The organism is Streptomyces sp. NPDC059080 (assembly GCF_042739975.1).
Classification (GTDB): Bacteria; Actinomycetota; Actinomycetes; order Streptomycetales; family Streptomycetaceae; genus Streptomyces; species Streptomyces benahoarensis.
In genome coordinates, this window is sequence record NZ_JBHYGX010000030.1 from 67,694 (window position 1) to 70,904 (window position 3,211).

Consider the following 3,211-nt stretch of genomic DNA (forward strand, 5'->3'; position numbering starts at 1 on the left):
GCGCCCCCCCCCCCGCCCCCCGCCCCCCCCCCAGGCCCCCCAACGTTTGTCCCCCCCCCCCCCCGCCGGGGGGGGGGGCCCTTCAACATCGTGCCCGGTGAGGCACTGGCGGAGGACACGAGATTCGAACTCGTGAGGCGGTGCCCCCAACACGGCCGACAGCCGGCAACCCTCCAGGGAGCGTTGGTCGTGTGTGGTAGCTGTTCACAGAAGGATTTTCATTGATCAAGGCGTGAAAGGTGAGTCAGGGGCATTTGCCCTGTCTATAAGGGGCATAAGGGCAAGTATCGGCAAAGCGTTCCGCCTTCACTGGAGCGGTGAGGCAAGAGGTGCTCTCCTAGCGCAGCACAATGCGCAGTTGCTTGGGTAGACGCGGTCTCCCTAGCATCGTGTCCATCGAAGCCCGTAGCGGGCCGAGTTCGTATGACACGAGGGGGAGGTATGGGAACCACGGGGTATGCGCGGCAAAGGCTGGTATCGAGAGCCGAGATCGCGAGAATGGCCGATGTCCGTCGCTCCGCGATCACCAACTGGGAGCAGCGGCACTCGGACTTTCCGAAGCCCACGAACGTTGCGGGTACGGAGTACTACTCCTTGCCCGAGATGGTCGCCTGGCTTGACAGCCGACCAGTGCCGTCCAGGGCACGCAGGGCAGACGAGCCGGTAGGCGTCACCTACGCCGACCGGGCTCGCGTCTGGATTGCCGCAGCGTCTCAAGACGAAGCCACGAAGGTCCGTGGAACCGCGGGATTCCCGCTGGTGCACCATCCCGCGGCGCAGAAACCGGGCGAAGAGGATCGCAGCGCCGTGGTGAACGACCTGCTGCGCGAGCAGAGCGAGGGCAGCTGGGGCTCAGCCCCGCAGGCGAACTTCCTGTACTTGTTGCTCTCTCTCGTCTTCCTCCGATGGGCTGGACCGGGCCGATGGGCCGACGTACGGCGGCACGCGACCGCCGACCGGGGAGGAAGATTCCTCCACAGAGCCTTGCCGGCTGTCGCACGCAATGTTGAGCGGATTCTTGCCGAGCTGGGTGTCCCCAGCGGCGTGGGAGCAAGACTGGAAGGTCTGACCGCCCATAGTCGGCGTGCCCTCCTCCGCCTCCTCGACAGGGTCGAAATGCTGGAACGCGGGGACTTCGCGGAGCTCCTGAGCCGATACGCGCTCCAAGCGGGGATGGGCAGTCAAGATGCCTTCACGCCGCCCGCCGTCGCGAGCCTTCTGGCCGAGCTGCTGGATCCGGGCGCGTCGGATCGGAGCGTCTACGACCCGAACTGCCGGGGAGGCGAGCTTCTGTCGGCTGTACTGACCGCACGGCAAGGGCAGGGTTTCACTCCGGATACGCACGCACCAGCTGTGAGCATCGGGAGTGCAAATCTGGAGACACGCGTCCTGGCGGTCATGAACCTCATGGTGCACGGCGTCCGTCCCGAGCGGCAGGAACTGACGGGAATCCCCGCCCCCTGGGCAGTGAAATCCATGCCGCATCGCTTCGACCTCGTTCTCGCCAATCCCCCCTTCAATGTCCCGGTGGGAGCGGTCGACCCCAGCTATTGGGCATACGGCGAACCCCCGGCCTCCAACGCCAACCTGGCCTGGCCTCAGCACGCCGTGATGTCCCTCAATAGGGGCGGCCGAGCGGTGGTTCTCATGCCCAACAGCGCTGCTGTTTCCTCCAACTCGAAGGAGCAGCGCATTCGGCACGCCTTGGTGGAGCGCGGAGTCGTGGAGTGTGTCGTGGCTCTTCCGGCCAAGCTGTTCAGCACGACCGCAATCTCCGTCAACGCCTGGATCCTGAAGCCGGAGACGCAGGAAAAGGGGCCGGGGAAAGTTCTCTTCGTCAACGCCTCCGGCCTGGGAGCACAGGTGTCCAGAAAGCTCTCCGTCCTGGAGACCGACGACCGTGCTCTGATCGTCAACGCCTACCGGTCGTGGCGTGCTTCGGAGGAGGGGGACACAGGACACCCCGATCTGCGTATGCCATCTGTGGCTCTTCCGAGGGAGGCCGTTATCGCGCACGGTTCGTCGCTGAATCCCGCTGACTACGCGCCGCTCCCGAGCCAGCCCAAGGCAACCGCCGACGAGGTGGCGCAGGCATACGCCGATCTGTTGCGGTCGGGAGAGAAGACCACCCGGGCCGACGACCGTGTCGTGGAGTCCAGCCGGACCGACCGGTGGTCCACCCGGACGGAGAGGGACTCTTCCGAAGGCCAGGATTGGCAGCGTCTTGGGGATCTGTGCCAACTCCAGGCCGGTCCGTCTCCAGCACTGTTGAGGAAGGAGATTTACGTACCCGCCGGTGAGGTACCGGTTGTGCAGCCCACACACTTGCGTGATCGGCGGATCACCGACGCCCGGAGCACCTCGGTCTCGTACAGGACGGAAGAGCGCATGCGGCGCTTCGCTCTGTCCGAGGGGGACATCCTCTGCGCCCGGACGGGCACCGTGGGGCCTGTGGCTCAGGTGGGGGCGGATCAGGTGGGGTGGCTGTTCGGCACAAACCTGATGCGTCTGCACACGTTCGGGCCGGAGGTCTTTCCGCCCTATCTTCTGGCCTACCTCTCACTGCCGCGCACGGTGGAATGGATCAAGAGCCGGTCAGAGAAGACGACCGTGCCTTCGATCAGCAAGTCGGACCTCCAGTCCTTGCTGGTTCCGATCCCGTCCTGGCCCGAGCAGCGGCGCATCGCAGTGGCGCTCGGTGAGCTCGATGAGCAGATCACTGCGCACAGGGAAGCTGCCGATGCCGCGTCCCGGATGCGTGGCGCTTTGGCGGAACAGCTGATGTGTGACATGCCGCAGCCCGGCACAGAGCCTGACGTTTCCCCCGACGTTTTCTCCGAGAGGATCGCCCGATGAGCCGCCTGCCCATCGCCACGAGGTGCGCCTGGCTTTTGGTGGTGATGCTCTTCTCCGCCGTCGTCGCGCTCGCGGCCTTCATCCTCAAGACGCACACCGGATCAGGAGTGGCTGATGCTGCACTTGTCGCGGGCTCCGCGTTCGCTGGCAGTGCGATCTTGGCTCTCGGTGTGATCGTCGCGGCCATCGGCACGTAGGCGTTGCCGCGCAGACCCACGCGACGCCAGCGAGATGCGGAACACCACCGGGCACTAACGTTGAAGGGCCCCACTGCGAACAGGGGGCCCTTCAAACGCGGTGGCGTTATACCATCACCCAGCCCCCCCGCCCTCCAATTCAGGCGGATGCGGGGGTG

Annotated in this window: 2 protein-coding genes; both read left to right on the forward strand. The window is 65.6% G+C overall.

Features of this window, described 5'->3' with window-relative positions:
• Nucleotides 1–498 precede the first annotated feature (498 nt).
• Entirely contained in the window at nucleotides 499–2,856 is a 2,358-nt protein-coding gene (locus tag ACFWWQ_RS22005) for an N-6 DNA methylase (RefSeq protein ID WP_384598643.1), read from the forward strand.
• Nucleotides 2,853–3,053, forward strand: a complete 201-nt coding sequence (locus ACFWWQ_RS22010; protein ID WP_384598645.1) for a hypothetical protein — start codon at nucleotides 2,853–2,855, stop codon at nucleotides 3,051–3,053. Before ACFWWQ_RS22005 ends, ACFWWQ_RS22010 begins: the two co-directional genes overlap by 4 nt.
• The last annotated feature ends 158 nt before the right edge of the window (nucleotides 3,054–3,211 follow it).

What these genes read in the sequence shown, in the direction of transcription:
- ACFWWQ_RS22005 (WP_384598643.1), top strand. Translation starts at nt 499, where the DNA reads ATGGCCGATGTCCGTCGCTCCGCGATCACCAACTGGGAGCAGCGGCAC.
- ACFWWQ_RS22010 (WP_384598645.1), top strand. Translation starts at nt 2,853, where the DNA reads ATGAGCCGCCTGCCCATCGCCACGAGGTGCGCCTGGCTTTTGGTGGTG.